Below are 19,588 nucleotides of genomic sequence, written 5' to 3' on the forward strand. Positions count from 1 at the left end.
CTTAAAATGATTTATCAAAATTGTATCTGTTCGCTCCGAATATTCTGATTTTAAGATATTGTTTTCATAATATCTGATCAAAATATCTTTTACTTCATTTTTTTCAGCTTCCAAATCAATTAATTTTTGAGAATAATCCTCTATATCATTAAGAAGTTTATCAATTTTCTTTTGTCTATTAGCATTTGCTTTAATCTTATTCTTATCCTCTAGAGTAATTTTTTCTTGTTCAGTTTCTACTTTTTTATCTTCAATATTTTTAATATCTTCATCATATTTATGCAATACTCTTTGACAATCAAGCTTAGTTGGTGCATATTCAAGATCATACAGATCATTTGGCATCGGGTTCACTCCTTTTTTAGTGCGTTTATAACCGACATTTTCTGCTTCTGCCATGAAAATAGAATAGTCTATTTCACTACTTTTTGTAACTTCACCGAATACCCACCAAGAATTATAAAAACCAAAAACATTAGTCTCTTTTTTATCATATTTTGAAAGATTGGCAATTTCATCACTATATTTACTTAGTAACTCTTTGATTTTGAGTTGATCATCTTCTGGCATTACATAGTCTTTTAAAAATCGCTTAATATTCTTTAAAATGTTTTCAATATTATTTTCTTCAATGTCCTTAACCACATCTGCTGCCCACTTTTTATTAACTGATTTTTCTTCAATAAAATATGAATTATAGTCTTTTATTCTAGTGTTGAGTAAGCTCCATTCTCTACCGTATTGATGCCAAAGCTCATTCCATTTTTCTACCTCTAATTTTGTTTTTTTCTGTGCAAACAGTAAACTGGTTTTAGTTGATGTAAAAGGCTCAAATACAATTTTAGGAAGGCTGATAACAGCTTTGATTTGGAAATATTTAAAAAGGAATAAACGAATATATTTATTTTCAGTAGTGTCAAAAACGCTTTCAGGTAATATTACTCCTAAACGACCACCCTCTTTTAATAATTGATAGTAGCGTTCAATAAATAAGTTTTCCGAGTTCTTCCTATCTCCAAAAAGAAAAATATTTTTAACTTCCCGTTGAGTTTGTCTATCTAAATCTACACTAAAAGGAGGATTTGTAATAACAACATCAAATTTGGCATTGACTTCTTTATCATTGTATAAAATATCTGAACTTACAGTTTCTAAATAATTGGGTTTTGTTTCTTTAATATAGTAACGAAAAGGCAATAAACCATCTTGTACAAAAATATTGGTTGAACCATCTCCATGTAAAATCATATTGACTTTTGAAGCAGTTCCTAAATCAAAGTTGAGTTCACAAGCATATAAATATTCTCTTGCCCATTTATTCTCTTTACGATCAGGCATAAACAATTCTTCAAAACGATCTTTTACTCCTCGACTGGATTTTATTTGACCATGTTGTTTATATTTCAATTCTTTCGTAATTATCTTCATTGCTTCTACTAAAAATGTTCCACTGCCAGCAGAAGGATCAATGATAAATGGTAATTCTTTATCATTATTTAATTTTTCTATAGCCAAATTATCAATCTGCAAAGCATATAGTAAAAAATTAACAATGGGGGTTGGGGTAAAAAATTGTCCTTTAGTTTGCTTAAACCCATCACGGGTAATACTTTCAAAGAAATCACCTAAAATATCTTTACCATCAAGAGAACTACGACCTTCTAAAAAAGAAAATGTTTCCAATTGCTGAACTGTATAAACTAATTTGTTAACTGGAAATTTATTACGATTGATAACATTTTCATCATTAGCATTTTGGTATGATGAAATATTAAGCTGTTCTTTTAATGCACGTCTATATAAGGAGTTAATTCGCTCATAGACTTTGTCTTGATTTTCAATATTATTACCATATTGATAAACTTGAAAATCATATTCTTGTCCATCTTCCTTTTCTGATTCATCTTGTATTTTAGCTAAAATAATGTTAACAAGAGAATAAAAAATTTCGCTGTCATTTGTTCCACCACCACCCCAAAGAATGTTATGTAAGTTTCTTGCTAATCCTGTGATTTCTTCACGATTGATGCGAACTCTTAGATCATTTTTGTGATCACCTTTAACTAAAGGTTGTTTTTTGGGTTTTCCATAACCTGGGGTTAACTCTGAGCCAATTGAAATAAAACCATCATTCTCCCAATTCGTGTATGTTTTATATTGACCAAAGTCAATAATTATAGCTCTATCAATAATGTCCTCATCTTGCATTTCAGCAGTGTAATAAACGAGGTATTTCACTTTAGTGTTGAACTCACGTTCTTCAGCTTCAGCAAGAGCAAAAAGTTGTCCTTCAATGTTAATTTTATCTTCCTCAAATTTATCAGGTGCTTTAACTTCAATAACAAAGAAAGGGTTATTTTGATCGTCTTTAACCAAAAGATCAATTCTTGGATTAATCTTACTACGTCCTCCTCTAATAGTATATTCTTTTTCTGTTTCAATACTTTCTAGCTTATAATCGAGTTCATTCACTAAACGATCAATGAGAAATGCTCTTACTATTTCTTCATCACCTGTGAGAGACTTTAAAATTCTATTATGCTTAATTCTGTCAGAATAGCTAACCTTCTTCTTTTCAAGATTTATCCTTGCAACAGTATTGTTGCGTGATTTGAGTTTAGTCTCAATTATGATTTTCCAATCATTCACAACAAAACCCTCATTGATGTAGCTACCAATTAATATGGATGATCATGAAAGTCGTCAATTTTATATCAGCATTCTTGACTTACTTGACACAGCCTTTAATTTTACCAAAATTTTCATCTAATTTTGTAATAGAAAATAATCTTTAAAAACTCTTAATCTTTCTAAAAGAACAAAAACACTGATCGCATTCTCCCAACTTTCACAAAGCAGGAATCTTGAAGTTCTTGCCACAGTTTAGACATCTAGACAAAGACAAAGACAAAAACGAGTCTGCTACCCAAAGTAAAGCAAAACTGACCGCTTTAACACCCTACAATAACTCAGAAGTTGCTTATCACCTCTTTCCGATGCTTTGGCTTAAGATTGATGTTAAGTTTTTTTATACTACAATGCAAAATATTAAATCTCCTTAAAGACAGAGTATTTTCTTTGAGATTTATGTAATTATATAACATAACCATTTTGATCTCCGCGGGTAGTCCCGTCGGAGTTTTTGCTTATTTAGGGAACAGAATAAAAATAAGGGTTCAACTCCTGTTAAACCCCTAACCTATCCTTATCGTTGCACAACCTGATCCTTTGAATCAGTTAATAACCTTAATCTCCCAAACAAATACCTAACCCTCTCGCCGTTTTGACTAACGTTTCTTCCGGGTCAACTGTACGATAGGTTTTGATCGCTTCAGCAATGGGAACACTGACAATCTCTCGATTTTTCCATGCAACCATCTGATCAAATTTTCCTTGAGCAATTAAATCAACCGCAGCCACCCCAAAAGCTGACCCCAAAAGGCGATCCATCGGAGAAGGTATCCCCCCCCGTTGAATATGGCCAAGGACAGTTACACGGGTTTCTGCCCCGGTTTTAGCCCCTATTTGTTCGGCGATATACTTGCCAATACCCCCTAAACGATCTTCCCCTAGTTGCTGTATATGACTGACTTGTTCCCCGACTTCCGTTCGTACTGCTTCGGATACCATAACTAAACAAAAATTTTTACCTTTTGCCTGTCTAGTGCGGATTTTCTGGCAAACTTTGTCTATTTTATAGGGAATTTCAGGAATAAGGATGACATCTGCACCCCCTGCAATACCAGCAGCTAAGGCAATATGTCCTGCATCTCGTCCCATTACTTCTAAAACCATGACGCGGTTATGGCTGGCTGCGGTAAAATGAAGACGATCAAGGGCTTCTGTGGCGATGTTGGTGGCGGTATCAAACCCGATGGAGACTTCTGTTGCACCGACATCGTTATCGATGGTTTTGGGAATACCCACTAGGTTAATGCCTCCCTGTTGTGCCAAACGGCGTAATATAGCTAAACTGCCGTCTCCTCCAATGCCGATTAACGCATCTAATCCTAACTTATGATAACCGTTAATGATGTCTGAGGAGCGATCGCGGAAGGTTCCGTCACTCATGGGGAAAGCAAAGGGATTCCCTTTATTGGTCGTTCCTAAGATCGTACCTCCCATTAACAATAAATTATCCAATATATCTAACTTCAAATTATCTAATGTCTCTAGGTGAAATTGGATAAACTTAGGCGGATCACTCATTAATCCATGAGTCGCTTCTTTGATGCCAATCACTTCCCAGTTATAGGTTCCTACCCCATGATATACCACTGCACGAATAACGGCATTTAATCCAGCGCAGTCCCCACCACTGGTAAGAATTCCGATGCGTTTTTTCTCACCCATTTCTATTTATTTCATAACTCAAATCCCCTTTATTTTTAGTGATCAACGCTATAAATTGATAAATCTTAAGAAAAATATAATATGTTGAAAACAATATTAAATCTAACTTAATTAATGCTTAAAGATATTCAAGGTTTATTTACAATTTTTCTAGAAGTCAACCATTGATCACACAAGTAACCTCATAAGAGGTGAAGTTTTGTAATTGTTATTAATCACATATTATTTATGAATATTTTATTAATGATTCTTATCTAGATAATTTAGATTATTAATGATATGATAGATTTGTGTTGCTATGTCTTTTTATTAATAGTAAGTCAACATTTACTTTTATCTTCTATCCATTCAAGACATACTTATTATCTTTATTATTTAGGCTTATGCCAAGCTTTCAGTAACGTCTCTCACCTCTATAACCTAATGACTCTTATTGACTCTCAAGCATTTCATAATTTAGCGATCGCCCTCGGTACATCTTTATTTGCTGCCCTTGTTTTTTGGGCTTTTTGGTATGCTTCTAAAATGGATTAAATAATTAATAAGGGATAACTATTGATTACCCCTTATTAATTATTTAAGTGGAGCCGAGCAGAGTCGAACTGCTGTCCAGACTGGGTATTGACCTACTGCTCATTCACAAGCTTATCCTTTCTTATCCTCAAGGCGGGAACCGTTCCTTATCCCGAACGGTGGGATGCTCTGGTATAGTCTTGACTCAACAGCTAACCAGAGGTAGCTATTAAGTGCATCCGTTGGGGTTGGTACCTCTAAATCCTTAACGGAGTCAGATCAAAGGTAAGCGACTCTATGAGAGAGTTCTACGCAGCTACTGCTACGCGCTTGAAGCTTACGATGTTATTCGCAGTTACTATTTTTTTTGAGCCTTTGATTTGCGAGAGACGACTCACTCTCGGCTTGTATCACAGTTCGGATTTCGCCAACCTGTCGAAGCCGTTGCGGCCCCATGTGTTGATATATACATTGTAGACAAAATTCTCAATTTTGACAACGTTACAAATCATTGAGCATTGACTTGATTTTGCCATGAAGGGAGGGCGATCGCTGTACAGTAATTAAGCTAGTCATTATGTATTGATGCTTATGTTTCCTATTAACCGTCCTCGTCGTTTGCGTCAAAATGGTCAACTCCGTCGCATGGTACGTGAAACCATTGTTACTACTAATGATCTAATTTACCCTTTATTTGCGGTTCCTGGTAGTAGTGTAGCGAAAGAAGTGGTTTCTATGCCAGGAGTTTATCAGCTATCTATTGATAAGATAGTCGATGAAGCAAAAGAAGTCTATGATCTTGGTATTCCTGCTATCATTTTATTTGGTATTCCTGAAGATAAGGACACAGAAGCGACTGGTGCATGGCATGATCATGGTATTGTGCAACAAGCGGCCACAGCAGTAAAAAAAGCCATTCCTGATCTAGTGGTCATTGTCGACACTTGTTTATGTGAGTATACCAGTCATGGTCACTGCGGTTATTTAGAAGTGGGTGACTTAACAGGAAGGGTATTAAATGATCCTACCTTAGAATTATTGAAGAAAACGGCTGTTTCTCAGGCTAAAGCAGGGGCCGATATAATTGCACCTTCGGGGATGATGGATGGTTTTGTCCAAGCCATTCGAGAAGGTTTAGACGAGGCTGGATTTAACCATATTCCTATCTTATCCTATGCGGCCAAGTATGCTTCAGCTTATTATGGACCATTTCGAGATGCTGCGGACTCTGCACCTCAATTTGGCGATCGCCGTACTTATCAGATGGACCCTGGAAATGCCAGAGAAGCGTTAAAAGAGGTGGATCTCGACATTGCAGAGGGTGCTGATATGTTGATGGTTAAACCTGCTTTATCTTACATGGATATTATTTGGCGGGTCAAGGAAATGACCGATCTTCCTGTTGCTGCTTACAATGTTTCGGGGGAATATTCTATGGTGAAAGCTGCTGCTTTAAAGGGTTGGATCGATGAGAAAAAAGTTACGTTAGAAACTTTAACCAGTTTCAAACGTGCTGGTGCTGATTTAATCTTAACTTATCATGCCAAAGATGCAGCTCGTTGGTTACAGGAAAGTTAGTTAATTATTGTTTGTCCATTGATTAAGTATTAAGATCAAGTTATCCCCTAGTGAAAATTAGGGGATATTATTATTGTAAGAGTAACTGATAGGAATTTAAACGATGTCAACCATTACAGAGAATGATCTTAGAGATTTAAAAGACTTAATTAATAGTCGGTTTGATGAACTAGAAAAAAATCAAAATGAGATGAAACAAAGATTAGGGGTTGTCGAAACTCAATTAACTGATTTAAGAATTAATGTAGGGAAAATAGAATCAACTTTACAAGCGCAACAACCTTTAGTTCAAAAAATACCAGATTTAGCAGAAAAAGAGGAGAATGAAAGAACTGGAAGCAAATCGTTGTGATAGGTATTACTGCTTCTGTCAGTGGTTTAATTGTTTGGTTAATTCGAGGTGGAAATCTTAGACCTTAGTTAAACTTACGCTAATTAAGTTTATCATATTTGATAGTAGTTTATGGACGGATAATATGAAATTTGAAATTTCTAATCTAGGGTATATTAAACAAGCTGAAATTGAGTTAGGAGATTTAACGATTATCTGCGGTAAAAATAATACAGGCAAAACTTATGTGAATTATGCTATTTATGGATTTTTCAATAATTGGCAATCTAATCTAGATTTTGAAATAGAAGATGATATAAATCAGCTTTTAGAACAAGGGATTGTACAAATAGATTTATCTGAGTATAAGAATAAACTGATTAATTCTATATCTAAATTTTCAAGGTCTTACTCTAATTATTTGTCGAGGATTTTTAATATCAATGAAAAGTTACTAAAAAAAGCTAATTTTATTGCTAATATAGATAGTTTATCATTGAATGATTTTGAAAAAAATATTAAACAAGAAACAAGATTCTATTCAGTAAATCAAGAAGAAAAATTAATGTTAATTGTCAGTAATGATGAAAAAAAGAATATTCTAAAAATAATTTTATTCCCAGATAAATTGTTATCACCAGATATATTGAAAACAGATGGATTAGAAAAATATCCTCTAAAAGAAGCTTTAGAAAAAGCAAAAGAAGATATAAATAAAACTACCATCAAATTATTCATTAATATAAACCTAGAAATTAAAATTGCAGAGTCATATTTTCTGAATCCTTTCATTATTACTTCAGAAAGAACAGGAGTTTCATTATTTTATAAAGAACTTGATATAAATAAAAATCTAATGATAGATATGATGAAAAATAAAGTCTATCAAAATATACCTTTTGATTTCAAAGAAATTTTTGATGGGAGAATTTCTCGATATTCTAAACCAGTTCAAGATGAAATCAATTTTGTGAGAGATTTAGATAGAATTAGTAAAAGAACAGGAGAATTAGCTAAAAATAATCCTGAAATAATAGATTTATTAATAGATGTAATAGGAGGTGATTACAGTGTAACTGATTATTCTATGTCTTTTAAGTTTATAGAAGATAATCAACCCAGAGAAATTCCTTTATATGCAGCATCATCAACCGTTAAATCATTAATGAATTTATATTTTTATTTAAAACACCTTGCTAAACCTGGAGATATATTAATTATTGATGAACCCGAACTTAACTTACATCCCGAAAATCAAAGAAAACTAGCGAAACTGTTCACAAGATTAACAAAATCTGGACTAAAATTATTGATGACAACCCATAGTGATTATTTAATTAAAGAATTGAACAACTTAATTATATTAAAGAATGACTTTGAAAAAAAATTAGAGTTAATGGAAGAATATGAATATAGTAACGAAGATATTTTAGAACCCGATAAAGTTAGGGTTTATATTGCTGAAAATAACACATTAAACCCTGCGAAAATAACACCATTAGGAATTGAAGTTCCTACCTTTGATGATGAAATTATCAACATGACTGATTTTTATGATGAAGCATATTATGAGGTGATAGATAACATAGATATATAAATATGATGTTTATGATTATTGACTCATTAAAACAAATCATTCTACCCAAATATGAGCTTTCTATTAACTCTAGTAACATTGAAAATAGTAGTATAATTATCAAGGAAACTCAAAAAGATACAAAACTAAAAACAGTAGAAATAACTGGACTTTTTGCAGAACACACTTATGGTTTTACATTAGAAGGAAACAAGAAAGATGATCAACCAATTTGTAAATACTTTGACTCTGAACAAAAAAACATTAATAAAGTTTGTGATGGTGTAATCTTCACCCAAATAGAAAACAAAAATTATATTTTTTTCTGCGAACTTAAATCTGATAGACTTACTCCTAGTGATTATTTAGTACAATATCAAAATTCAACCTTGTTTATAGATTATCTCATCAATATTTTAAACAGTTTTTATCTACAAGAATATAAACCAGATTATAAGTATTTATTGTTTCATACACAGACAAAACAAAATAGTAAAGCAAGAAATATAACACAACCAGTAAGATTAGTAGGAGTTCAAACTAAAAAGAACCCCAAAAATGGATTTGAATTAGATTTCTATGGTATTTACCGTGAAATTTCTAAGTTTGAAGCTCAACAAGGAGCTAAAATTAAAGTAAATATTAATGATATCTTAGACAATTAGATGTTTAATCTTACTCAATAAAATATAACTAAATTAATCCTGCTTTTTCAAAAATAAATTGAGGTTTTAAACTTAAATTAGGTAAGATATTATCTTCTAAACTATCATTACCCTGTTTTGTTTCTGGAGGTGAGTCGGGATAAAAAATAGTAATTTTTTTAACTTGTGTATCAATTAACCAAACTCTATCAACTCCTGCTTTTAAATATGCTTCTGCTTTCTCACTTAAATCACCAAAAGATTGACCCTGAGAAATAACTTCAATAACTAAATCAGGAGGAATAGGACAAGCATCATCTTCTAATGTAATATTACCCAACTTTGCAAAAAAAACATATAATAAATCAGGAATAGGACACCAATCTTTTCCGTCTCTTTTTAACCTCACAGCCCATCCTATATCCACTTCTCCTCTATTTTCACTCCAATCATTCAAAAGTATCAATAATTGGCTTTGAACACGAGAATGAGAACGTTTCGGTGACATTTTTTGTGTTAATTCTCCGTTAAAAAATTCATAATTTTCGTTAGCAAGAGGAGATGAGAGAAATTCATCTATAGTTAGAGAGGTTCGAGTTAAAGATTGCATAATACCAAGATTTACTAATTGATATAATATAGCACTACCAATTATAGTTAGGATGTTAAAGAGATTCCTCGTTCCTCGGAATGACAGCTAAAGATACTTAGTCAATGATAAATAGTCTATAATGTGAACATCTCAAGTAGTATTACAAATTGAAAATAGTAGAGTAGATAGATAAAGAAAGTAGAAGAAATTAGAAAGAAGTAGAAACAAGTAGAATTCAATTGTTCACTAAAAAAACTGTCATGTTTGTTGCTCAATCCTGTTGTTATTCCCTTTAAAGTAGAAACAGTTGGACATCAATATCGTCATCATACTTAAATTCATTAACGGAACATAAACGCTATGAAAAAACAATTATCTAACCACATGAAAAACGTAGTCAAAAGAACAGGATATGGTTTAGGATTGATGATTCTCTTTTCTGCTTCATCAGCAAATGCTAATCCCTTAGTTGATTTTCTCAGAGATTATAGAAATTATCGCACTTCTGACCCTCAAGATTATGATTATAATGTAGCGCAACAGAGTCCTGACGACATCATTATTGATTCTAACCCCCAAACCACTCCCCCACCTCCTCCAGTAAATACCAGTTCTAGTGATACTCGTTTTGATTGTCAATATCACGACGGACAGTATAAGGTTATGTATCGTCCTCAGTCTCAGGGAATGCAACCTTATCCTTGGGCTATTCCGAGTAATATGGGAGATGGTTGGACAGCAGAACGTCGTTGTAATGAAATCAGTCGACGGTTAGAGATGTATCGACCCGACGGACTCTTAGAATTAAAAAACGGTCGAGAAAATAGTTATGATACTATTTGCGTCACCACAGAAGTTGATCCCCGTTGTCGTATTGTTTTAACAGTTCCTCCTGGAAAAAATCCAGAAGTTACCCGTAATCAAATCTTTCAAACCCTAGTCGCAGCAGAAGAAGGACAATATACCCAAGGGGTTAACGCTTTTACGGGAGGTAGTGGTATCACTAACCCACTGGGCCAACTCCTTAACGGAACCGTTCCACAAATTGGAAAACCTTCCTCTACTCGTTCTAGTGGCATTAACTTACGTCCTTTCTTGGCCCCGACAGATGGAGGAACAGGAGAAAAATTAGAAAAAACTCCGACTAATTCTAACAGTCGCCCTTCTAATTCTCGTACCTTAAACCCTAATCTCTTTCGATAGGATAAAAATAGTCCTCAAGATGATTTATCTTGGGGACATAAATAATTTTATCTCATAGCAAAATACAGTGAACTTTTCTTGGCTAATCTCGTTTTCGCAAAATAGGTGCAGGTTTTTTCAACGGCTTTTTTGGGATAGGAAAAAAAGGAATTTTTAGTTCAACAATTAGTGTAGCAATTTGCTGTATTTGTTCTAAAGTTAACTGATTTTCTTTGTGGGTTAATAGTTGTCTAAGTTCAGCTAAACCATGACAAACCGGAACAGAGCATTCTTTTGCTTTTAGCCATTTTGCCAGCCATTTTGCCACTGGAAAAATTACTGGAGCTACTACCAAGTCCCTGTTAAATCCTGATAGAGAATAATTAAGCCATTGCTGAAACATTTTTTGATGATATAAACTTTGTTGTGTAGGACTATTTTCGATAGGAATCCATTTTGTCCCTTCTCTTCGTTTCCAGTTATCTCTATAGGCAGTCCATGAACCTTTCCAAGTTTTTACTTCTATCAAGAAAACACCTGGTTCACCAATTAATAGTAGATCAATTTCTGTTAGTTTACCCTTAGTAGTAGGAATTAGTGCATTTTTAAGCATAATCCAATGTTCGGGTAAAGATATAGCTAACATCGATACTAAATTTTCTCCAATCTCTCCTTTAATTTTATTTTTCATTTGCTCAAACTGAAATAATCCAGCACCAACGGCTCCTAAAATTCCACCTCCCCAGTTCTCATTTACAGCTTGGCGTTTAGCCGTCACTTTTTGGTGAACTTGTTTATCAAAGTATTCTTTAAGTAGTGGCGATTGCTTCAATATTTTCATGATTTTTGATACTAACTTTTAGTTAATTGCGAATAACTATGTCAAACCAACATTTTTCTGGTTATAGGCCACAATGATCGTTAATCTTATAGATTGGATTGAGGAATAAAACCTAAAATATTAAAAGTAATTTCATCGCAACAAAAACATTTTTTAGATAGCTTCTATGTCTCCTTTGTCATTTTAAATAGAAGAGATATAGAAGCTATTTTTCATCAAATTAATTTCCTACTGTGATAACATTATTAGTCCAGACTCCTACTGTATTTAAGGTACTATCTAGAAAACCTTCTTTACAAGCGTAACGCTGAATTTTACCACTGGGAGTTTTGGGAATACTGGCAGTTTTTAATAGTACAATGCTATGAGTCGATAGTTGATGTTTTTTAGTAACAACTTCATTCATAGCTGTCACCACTTCATTAACATCAAGATGACGTAGATAGGTACGTTTTAATTCTTGAACAATGACTAATTTTTCGCCTTCTTCAGTCGCTACAGAAAAAGCAGCGTTTGCACCTATTCGTAACGCAGGATGACTCGTTTCAACCGTTGATTCTATATCTTGAGGATAATAATAGCGACCGTCCATAATAATCATATCCTGGATACGACCCGTAATATACAATTCTCCCCATTGGAAAAATCCTAAGTCCCCTGTGCGTAAAAATGGCCCTTCTTTTCCGTCGGCTAAATAAGCATCAAAGGTTCTTTTTGTCAATTCTGAATCATTCCAATACCCTTGTGCTACACTTACCCCTCCTATCCAAATTTCTCCCACTTGGTTCGGTTGACAACGAGTCTTAGTTTCGGGATCAACAATAATAATTTTGTCAAAAAAGGTTTGTCCACATCCCACTAATTTCTGAGTCTTAACCTGATCATTTTGTTCTAATTCAATAACATTTTGTTGTAAAGCATCAGAATTCACTTTATGAACTACAGGAAGACCCGTTTTTAAGCCTCCAGAGACAAATAAAGTGGTTTCTGCCATGCCATAACAAGGATAAAAAGCTTGGGGACGAAAGCCATAAGGAGCAAATTTTTCGGTAAACTGTTCTAAAGTGTCTGCACGAACCAACTCACCCCCATTAAAGGCCACTGTCCAACTTTTGAGATTAATGTCTGAACATTGTTCTGGGGTAATTTTCCGTACACAGAAGTCATAGGCAAAATTCGGTCCACCACTGGTGGTAACTCCATAACGACTAATGACTTCTAACCAACGAATTGGCTTTTGTATAAAAGCATTAGGAGACATCAAAATAGAGGGAACCCCTAAATATAATGGTTGAATAATATTACCTACCAGTCCAATAACATGAAATAGAGGTAACCAACCAGCAACCACCGTTTTGTCAGAATGACCTAAGGCCATTTCCAGCAATCGTTCATTGTTTAAGAGGTTGTCATGACTTACCATCACGCCTTTCGGATTTCCGGTTGATCCTGATGTGTACTGTAAAAAGGCGATGGTATCTTTGCTTATCTCTGACTTGATCCATTGTGATGCTAAGTCACGGTTAATAGTTTCAGTGGTTAACCATTTCAGATGATTAAAAGCAGGTTGTTTAATCCAGTGATTCTCAAGGTTATTAAAGAGAGACTCAGTAGTTAAAACAATGTTAACTTGAGCATCTGAGATAATTGAGGCTAATCTGCTAAGATTATGACGGGAATGAGAGGGATAAACAGGGACAGCAATAACACCAGCGTAGAGACAGGCAAAAAAGCCTATGAGAAATTCTGGACCAGGATGATATAACAATAAAGCGCGATCGCCGATTTGGGTGCAAGATTGAAGGGTTGCTGCGATCGCTTTTGCTTGTGTCTCTAATTCTTGGTAGGTTAAACGACTCGATTCGGTTTCCCCATCTTCTAAGAAAATATAACCCGTTTTTTCCGATTGATGCTGGACTTGATAAGCCAAAATATCTAATAAAGTTGGAAATGGCTGTAAATTTTTGACTTTAGAAGGGGTACTATAAGAACGACTTGAAAAATTCATAGTTGATTATTAAGATTGGATAGTGTTGTGTAATTACTGCAAAAAATTCGATAATTTTGCCTAATAGAAATTGCTAAATTTCTTGTTTTCCCCCAGTTAATAGTTTCTCTTGATAATATACCCAAAAGATTACGGAGATGAACATGGTAAAATAAAAATTATAGAATCAATTAAATATTAAGATTTAAAAGAAAAATAGAGCTTTTTTTAGTGAAATGGAGTAAAGAAAGAAGGATAAATAATAATTAATTTGATAGAGAGGATTGAGGATTAATGTTTCAAACAGTTATCAGAGAACTCTCCACGTTATAATTAATAATGGACTCACATTTTTGAGTCCTTATCAGTCTTTACTTATCTTTAACGATCATGACTTCAGACTCCGCTTCCCCCAAGGGTTCTCAAATTTCTTTTTCTATGGATGACTTCACCAAAGCCCTTGATCAGTATGATTATAAATGCGAAAAAGGGCAAGTTATTCGGGGGAAAGTGATACAACATACCGATGAAGGGGCTTTTGTTGATATTGGCGGTAAATCAGCCGGGTTTGTTCCCATCAATGAAGTTGATTTACAGTCTCGTCCTAATCTAGCAGAAATTTTACCCCTCGATGAAGAAAGAGAATTTCTCGTTACCAGTGAACAAAACGCCGATGGACAAGTTAAACTGTCCCGTCGTCAACTACAACTAAAAGAAGCCTGGGAAAATGTAGGAGAAATCGCTGAAATGGGTCATTCTGTACAAATGCGCGTCACTCGAACCAATAAAGGGGGAGTGGTTGGTGAAGTAGAAGGATTACAAGGATTTATTCCGCGATCGCATCTTTTAGAAAAAGAGGATTTAAACGCTTTAGTAGGACAAATGTTAACCGCTACGTTTCTAGAAGTGAACCCTTCGACTAATAAATTAGTTCTTTCCCAACGTAAAGCGATCGCAGCAGCGAGAATGGATAAACTAGAAGCCGGTCAATTAGTCAGTGGAAAAGTCTCCAGAATTCAACCTTATGGCGTTTTTGTTGATTTTGAAGGGGTTTCCGGATTATTACATATTACTCAAGTTAGTGGTTCCCGTGTCGATGATTTGAACCATATCTTCAAATATAATCAAGATATTAAAGTAATGATTTTAAGTATTGATGAGTATAAAAATCGGATTGCTTTATCCACTAAAATTTTAGAGAATTATCCTGGTGAAATGATGGAAAAGTTTGATGAAGTGATGAAGACCGCTGATGCAAGGGTAGACAAAGCAAAAGAAGCAATGGAAAAAGAAGAACAAAGTTAAAATCTTTCTCCCCTTTTCTAAGACTGATTAGGGGAAGAGAAAAAATTAATATCAGCAGTTCGGACTAAATTAAATTGTTTTTCGGCTTCATCAATGGTTGTTATTCTTTTAGTAATAGCGGTTGGAGACATCTTATCTGAATGATTAGAATTTTAATAATTCTAGCAAAGAATTATCGATTATTTTCCTACATAAATATCTTCAGGTAAAATTTCTTGCATCATATTATTATCAAGATTGGATATTTTTGCTAATCGATTCGCTTGTTTTGCTATTGTTTTTTCAAAAATATTCCTAACTAATCGACCATTACCAAAACTTTTATTACGATTATTATATAATTCCTGGAATTGCAATAAGAGTTTTTCTTCTGCTTCTTTATGTAAATGGTAGTGATGTTTATTAGAAATACTTTGGAAAATTAATAATAATTCTTTCGGGGTATAATCTTCAAAGTTAAAATAACGAGTAAAGCGAGATTGTAGGCCAGGGTTTGAGTCAATAAAGCGGTTCATTTCTTCACCATATCCTGCCACAATAACCACTAATCTATCTCGGTTATCTTCCATTCTCTTTAGTAATGTATCAATGGCTTCTTGACCAAAATCATTACCAGAATCGACAGGTTTTAGGGTATAAGCTTCGTCAATAAATAATACCCCATCTAAAGCAGATTCTACTACTTCATCGACTTGTTTTGCTGTATGTCCGATATATCCTGCAACCATTCCTGATCTATCTGTTTCAATTAAATGGCCTTTTTTTAGTATTCCTAATTCTTTATAAATTTTACCCATTAATCTTGCTACGGTTGTTTTTCCTGTTCCTGGAGAACCACAAAAAACGGAATGTAAGGTGATAGGAATACCCGATAATCCTTGTTGTTTTCTTAGGTTTTGAATTTTAATAAAGTTTACATATTCTTGTACTTCATCTTTTAAACTATTCAGTCCAATTAATTCGTTTAAATCTTTTAAAATAGTTTCTATTTCGTTATTATTATCCGAATTATTCTTTATTGTGTTATTTGAGTTAGAACTATTATTGATAGAATTTTGATTAACTTCTTTTTTTAATTGTTCTAATTCATAATCTATCGAATCAGGATGTGCATGATAACTAGATAAGTTTTTTCTATCTTCTTCTACCATAGCACGATAATCTTTATCAAAATCCATATTAAACACCTCATCTAGAGAAAAATAAGTAATAGGTTAATGTCAAGATAAGCATTTATAGCAGTACAAAAATGAGTTAGGACATGATTTATCTGTTTAATTGTCATTCCGAGGAAACAAGAAATCTCCTTAATATCCTACTCATAATAGGTCGTGCTATATTATAATCTAGAAGATTGTTTTACATACTATCTCAAGACATAAGATTATTATTCCCATACCATACTAAAAAATTAACAAAATAGGAAAAAATATTTAAGTAAAAGTCAATAACACTTAAACGCTATAAAATTGTATGATACTCTAGTAATTGAAACAAATATATGATAGGTAATGCTAATTTTTAAAAAATGGTTACTCAAAAATTTTTATGTGCATCACTTACCCTACAATTTTTTGATTTTATTGAAGAACAAAAATTCAATTATTCAATATCTAAAAAATAAATAGGTAATCAAAGAATTATGTATTACAATCCATAAGATTGTGCTACATAGTAGTGAGACATAAGATTTAGTATTCTCATAAAAGTCTTGCAAATAAACAAAACAATAGAAAATACTTAACCTTAAGTTAAGAGTAATTAATTGATAGATAATCATCTCTTTTATCTTTACTCAGGGCAACAAAGTAACACGCTTGATCTACTAAATCTTTTAAATAGTCATGGATTAAAAAAATTAAATAAAACTTCATATTTATGATACATTGATTAATAGTATGACTGACTTAATTAAAGTTAGTCTGCCAAAAAAACTTAGCAAACGGAAGGATAGATATGCCTTTTTCTATAGATTCGGCCCGCAACATTTTTCCGAATACCTTAGCTGCTGATGCGGTTCCTGCAACTATCGCTAGATTCGAGCAACTCAGTGCTGAAGACCAACTGGCACTGATTTGGTTTGCTTACTTAGAGATGGGTAAAAATATCACTGTTGCTGCGCCTGGTGCAGCAAATATGCAGTTTGCTGAAGGGACTATTAAAGAGATTATCAACATGACTCCTTTAGAGCAAAGTCAGGCCATGTGTGACTTAGCCAACCGTGCTGATACCCCCATCAGTCGGACTTATGCCACTTGGAGTCCTAATATCAAGCTTGGTTTTTGGTACGAACTCGGAAAATTAATGGAAGAGGGTAAAGTTGCGCCTATCCCTAAAGGTTATAAGCTTTCAGCCAATGCTAATTCTGTCCTCGTAACCATTACAGGTTTAGAACCGGGTCAACAAATTACTGTTCTCCGCAACTGTGTGGTAGATATGGGTTATGATCCCAGCAAAATGAGCAATTTCCAAAAGGTAACAGAACCCGTTGCTCCCCCCAAAGAAATGTCACAACGGACTCAGGTGAAAATTGAAGGGATTGATAATTCAACTATCCTTAACTACATGAATAATCTGAACGCTAATGATTTTGATGCTTTAATCGCATTATTTACCGAAGATGGAGCCTTACAACCTCCGTTCCGCAGACCTATTATCGGTAAAGAAAACGTCTTACGTTTCTTCCGTGAAGAATGTCAAAATCTCCAATTAATTCCCAAACAAGGGGTAAGTGAACCAGCAGAAGATGGTTTCACTCAAATTAAAGTGACAGGAACCTGTCAAACCCCCTGGTTTGGTGGTGGTGTTGGTATGAATATCGCTTGGCGATTTTTACTCAATCCTGAAGGTAAAATTTTCTTTGTGGCCATTGATTTACTTGCGTCTCCTAAAGAGCTATTGAACTTAGCTCGCTAATCAGTCGGATTTTTGCTATATTTTTAAAGATAGTAAAACCACAATTAATACGATAGATACGCTCTACTGGTTAGAGCGTATTCTAATGAATTGAAAACTCCGATATGAAAACGAACACTCAAGAATGGTCACAGACTGATCAAAAAATTGCTTACGAAGCATTAACAAAAGCTTATGCTAGAGAAACAGAAGCCCTCATAGCTGAAATTAACCAAAAAGCTAGTCAAGTTAATCATATTGACGAAATTTGGGCTTTAAACGATTATCTGAGCAGTAAACGATACAATATTGATGGTAAGTATGACTTTAGAGAGTCTGCATCAGTTTTTGTGTTAGCTCAGTTGGTTAAAGAAAAATGGTTAACCCTTGATGAATTAACCGATTTAACCCCGTCGACAAAAGCTAAAGTGGCTGCTCTAACAAAGATGTCATAAGGCTGAATTATTTTGAAGGTTGCCATTTACATTACGGTAAGGTGGGCAATGCCCACCCTACAAGGTTTAGACATTTTTAACTATTAACCATTAAAGCAATATCTTCGGGTAAGATTTGCTGCATGGTATAAGTGGTAACATCAGGAATCTTAACTAAACGATTAGCTTGTTTTTCAATGCTCTTTTCAAATATATTTCTGACTAATCTACCATTACCAAAACTTTTATCACGATGATCATATAATTCTTTAAATCGTGTTAATAATACTTCTTTTGCAGCTTCAGTTAAAGTGTAACGATGTTGATTGCAGAAAATATTAAAAATAGCTAATAATTCTTGTGGAGTATAATCTTCAAAATAAAAATAACGACTAAAACGAGATTTTAATCCAGGATTGGAATTAACAAAGCGAGTCATTTCGTCACCATAACCTGCCACAATAACTACTACTCTGTCACGATAATCTTCCATTCTTTTTAATAACATATCAATAGCTTCTTGACCGAAATCATTACCAGGATCAACAGGTTTTAAGGTATAAGCTTCATCAATAAATAAAACCCCATCTAAAGCAGAATGAACTAATTCATCAACTCTTTGTGCTGTTTGTCCGACATATCCAGCTACCATTCCCGATCTATCCGTTTCAATTAAATGACCTTTTTTAAGAATCCCTAATTGTTGATAAATTTGCCCCATTAATCTTGCTACCGTTGTTTTACCCGTTCCGGGAGAACCACAAAACACGGAATGTAACGTAATAGGAATAGGTTGTAAACCTTGCTTTTCTCGCAACTTTTGAATTTTAAGGAAATTGATATATTGACGAACTTCATCTTTTAAATGATTCAAACCAATCAGTTTATCTAATTCTTTTAATTGGTCTTCAACTGTAGCATGAGGTGCAGAAGAATAACTAGGAGAATAAGAAGGGGATGATGATTTTCTTTGAAACTCTTGTTTTCTCACTCTTTTTCGATCAGAGTGAATTTGTTGTTTTCGTCTTTCTTCTCTATTAAATGTTTCTTGTTGAATTCTTTCTTTTTCTGCTTGGAGTTCTTGTCTGCGTTTAATTTCTGCTCTTAACTTAGCCTTTTCTCTTTCTAATTCCCGATGTTTTTTTTGAAGTAATTGATATTCTTCTTCTTGTTGAACTAAACGGCGATCTCGTTCCATTTCTTGTTGGCGTTTAGACTTTTTTTCCTGTTCTTGTTGTTTGAGTTTTTCTAAGTCTTGCTTAATGTGATCGCTATAATTGGGAAAATCTGACATTTATTTAACTCCAAAATATTGAATTTCTCCTAAATATTCCTTAACTTAAGATTATCATGATTA

The 19,588-nt window shown here is 33.8% G+C and carries 16 protein-coding genes and 1 other RNA gene; 9 read left to right on the forward strand and 8 right to left on the reverse strand.

Annotated elements, in window-relative coordinates:
• Positions 1-2,649 (reverse strand): restriction endonuclease subunit M (locus CY0110_RS00010; protein WP_008272457.1); only part of this gene is annotated, 2,649 nt, incomplete at its 3' end.
• Between the two features lie 597 nt (positions 2,650-3,246).
• Positions 3,247-4,353 carry an ATP-dependent 6-phosphofructokinase gene (locus tag CY0110_RS00020; protein ID WP_008272459.1) on the reverse strand — a complete coding sequence of 369 codons (1,107 nt, stop codon included), beginning with the start codon at positions 4,351-4,353 and terminating at the stop codon, positions 3,247-3,249.
• A gap of 423 nt (positions 4,354-4,776) precedes the next feature.
• Here CY0110_RS00020 and CY0110_RS00025 point away from each other — a divergent pair, with 423 nt between their 5' ends.
• Positions 4,777-4,887 carry a hypothetical protein gene (locus CY0110_RS00025; protein WP_008272460.1) on the forward strand — a complete coding sequence of 37 codons (111 nt, stop codon included), beginning with the start codon at positions 4,777-4,779 and terminating at the stop codon, positions 4,885-4,887.
• 45 nt (positions 4,888-4,932) lie between these two features.
• Here CY0110_RS00025 and ssrA read toward each other — a convergent pair.
• Positions 4,933-5,320: a transfer-messenger RNA gene (ssrA, locus tag CY0110_RS28230) on the reverse strand.
• A 137-nt stretch (positions 5,321-5,457) separates the two neighbouring features.
• Between ssrA and hemB the strand changes: the two genes are divergently transcribed.
• The 4 genes from hemB (at position 5,458) to CY0110_RS00045 (ending at position 9,016) form a co-directional block, all read left to right on the forward strand.
• Entirely contained in the window at positions 5,458-6,444 is a 987-nt protein-coding gene (gene hemB, locus CY0110_RS00030) for a porphobilinogen synthase (RefSeq protein ID WP_008272461.1), read from the forward strand.
• A gap of 103 nt (positions 6,445-6,547) precedes the next feature.
• On the forward strand, positions 6,548-6,796 hold the full coding sequence (locus CY0110_RS00035; RefSeq protein WP_008272462.1) for a hypothetical protein: 249 nt from the start codon (positions 6,548-6,550) through the stop codon (positions 6,794-6,796).
• A gap of 124 nt (positions 6,797-6,920) precedes the next feature.
• Positions 6,921-8,372 carry an AAA family ATPase gene (locus CY0110_RS00040; RefSeq protein WP_008272463.1) on the forward strand — a complete coding sequence of 484 codons (1,452 nt, stop codon included), beginning with the start codon at positions 6,921-6,923 and terminating at the stop codon, positions 8,370-8,372.
• 2 nt (positions 8,373-8,374) lie between these two features.
• Positions 8,375-9,016, forward strand: coding sequence for a hypothetical protein (locus CY0110_RS00045; protein WP_008272464.1), 642 nt, complete (start codon positions 8,375-8,377; stop codon positions 9,014-9,016).
• A 28-nt stretch (positions 9,017-9,044) separates the two neighbouring features.
• On the opposite strand, the gene CY0110_RS00050 is transcribed toward CY0110_RS00045, so the two are convergent.
• Positions 9,045-9,605 carry a Uma2 family endonuclease gene (locus CY0110_RS00050; protein WP_008272465.1) on the reverse strand — a complete coding sequence of 187 codons (561 nt, stop codon included), beginning with the start codon at positions 9,603-9,605 and terminating at the stop codon, positions 9,045-9,047.
• Between the two features lie 342 nt (positions 9,606-9,947).
• Between CY0110_RS00050 and CY0110_RS00055 the strand changes: the two genes are divergently transcribed.
• Positions 9,948-10,790, forward strand: coding sequence for a COP23 domain-containing protein (locus CY0110_RS00055; RefSeq protein WP_008272466.1), 843 nt, complete (start codon positions 9,948-9,950; stop codon positions 10,788-10,790).
• Between the two features lie 82 nt (positions 10,791-10,872).
• On the opposite strand, the gene CY0110_RS00060 is transcribed toward CY0110_RS00055, so the two are convergent.
• Positions 10,873-11,610 (reverse strand): nuclease-related domain-containing protein, encoded by a 738-nt coding sequence (locus tag CY0110_RS00060; RefSeq protein ID WP_008272467.1) that lies wholly within the window; start codon positions 11,608-11,610, stop codon positions 10,873-10,875.
• 220 nt (positions 11,611-11,830) lie between these two features.
• The gene (locus tag CY0110_RS00065) at positions 11,831-13,618 is read right to left on the reverse strand and encodes a fatty acyl-AMP ligase (RefSeq protein ID WP_008272468.1); all 1,788 of its coding nucleotides are present in this window, start codon (positions 13,616-13,618) and stop codon (positions 11,831-11,833) included.
• Positions 13,619-13,987: 369 nt separating this feature from the next.
• Here CY0110_RS00065 and CY0110_RS00070 point away from each other — a divergent pair, with 369 nt between their 5' ends.
• Positions 13,988-14,902, forward strand: a complete 915-nt coding sequence (locus tag CY0110_RS00070; RefSeq protein WP_008272469.1) for a S1 RNA-binding domain-containing protein — start codon at positions 13,988-13,990, stop codon at positions 14,900-14,902.
• Between the two features lie 179 nt (positions 14,903-15,081).
• Here the strand turns inward: CY0110_RS00070 and CY0110_RS00075 are convergent, their stop codons facing one another.
• On the reverse strand, positions 15,082-16,080 hold the full coding sequence (locus CY0110_RS00075; protein ID WP_008272471.1) for an AAA family ATPase: 999 nt from the start codon (positions 16,078-16,080) through the stop codon (positions 15,082-15,084).
• Positions 16,081-16,858: 778 nt separating this feature from the next.
• Here CY0110_RS00075 and CY0110_RS00080 point away from each other — a divergent pair.
• Together CY0110_RS00080 and CY0110_RS00085 are read left to right on the forward strand one after the other, a co-directional pair.
• Positions 16,859-17,818: an orange carotenoid-binding protein gene (locus CY0110_RS00080; protein WP_008272472.1), complete on the forward strand. Its 960-nt coding sequence runs from the start codon at positions 16,859-16,861 to the stop codon at positions 17,816-17,818.
• A gap of 104 nt (positions 17,819-17,922) precedes the next feature.
• A complete protein-coding gene (locus tag CY0110_RS00085) occupies positions 17,923-18,252 on the forward strand; it encodes a hypothetical protein (protein ID WP_008272473.1) in 330 nt (109 codons plus the stop codon).
• A gap of 76 nt (positions 18,253-18,328) precedes the next feature.
• Here the strand turns inward: CY0110_RS00085 and CY0110_RS00090 are convergent, their stop codons facing one another.
• Complete coding sequence (locus CY0110_RS00090) at positions 18,329-19,525, reverse strand: AAA family ATPase (protein ID WP_008272474.1); 1,197 nt, start codon at positions 19,523-19,525, stop codon at positions 18,329-18,331.
• Positions 19,526-19,588 lie beyond the last annotated feature (63 nt).

The sequence above is a fragment of the Crocosphaera chwakensis CCY0110 genome (assembly GCF_000169335.1).
Taxonomy (GTDB): Bacteria; Cyanobacteriota; Cyanobacteriia; order Cyanobacteriales; family Microcystaceae; genus Crocosphaera; species Crocosphaera chwakensis.